This window comes from Streptomyces monticola (assembly GCF_042665355.1).
GTDB lineage: Bacteria > Actinomycetota > Actinomycetes > Streptomycetales > Streptomycetaceae > Streptomyces > Streptomyces monticola.
Window position 1 is genome coordinate 1 of sequence record NZ_JBHTCF010000068.1, and the last position, 720, is coordinate 720.

Below are 720 nucleotides of genomic sequence, written 5' to 3' on the forward strand. Positions count from 1 at the left end.
GGCTGATCGACGATCTGACCGGCAACTGGGGCATCCAGGAGTCGGACATCCTCATCGACACCCTGACGTTCACCATCTGCACGGGTCAGGAGGAGTCCCGCAAGGACGGCATCGCCACCATCGAGGCCATTCGCGAACTCAAGCGGCGCCGTCCGGATGTCCAGACGACGCTCGGCCTGTCGAACATCTCCTTCGGTCTCAACCCGGCCGCCCGGGTGCTTCTGAACTCCGTGTTCCTGGACGAGTGCGTGAAGGCCGGTCTGGACTCGGCGATCGTGCACGCGAGCAAGATCCTGCCGATCGCCCGCTTCGACGAGGAGCAGATCAAGGTCGCCCTCGACCTGATCCATGACCGCCGTACCGAGGGCTATGACCCGCTGCAGAAGCTGATGGAGCTCTTCGACGGCGTCTCCACCACGGCACTGAAGGCGGGCAGGGCCGATGAGCTCCGCGCTCTCCCGCTGGACGAGCGGCTCAAGCGGCGCATCATCGACGGCGAGAAGACCTGCCTGGAATGGGATCTGGACGCGGCTCTCACCGAACGGCCCGCCCTGGACATCGTGAACGACACCCTGCTTGAGGGCATGAAGGTGGTCGGTGAGCTGTTCGGCTCGGGTCAGATGCAGTTGCCGTTCGTGCTGCAGTCGGCGGAGGTCATGAAGACGGCGGTGGCCTATCTGGAGCCGCACATGGAGAAGTCCGACTCCGAGGGCAAGGGCA

1 protein-coding gene is annotated in these 720 nt (G+C 64.6%); it reads left to right on the forward strand.

The window, feature by feature from the left end; translation table 11 throughout:
* A partial coding sequence (locus ACFQVC_RS42460; RefSeq protein ID WP_381842157.1) for a B12-binding domain-containing protein occupies nucleotides 1-720 on the forward strand: 720 nt, incomplete at both ends.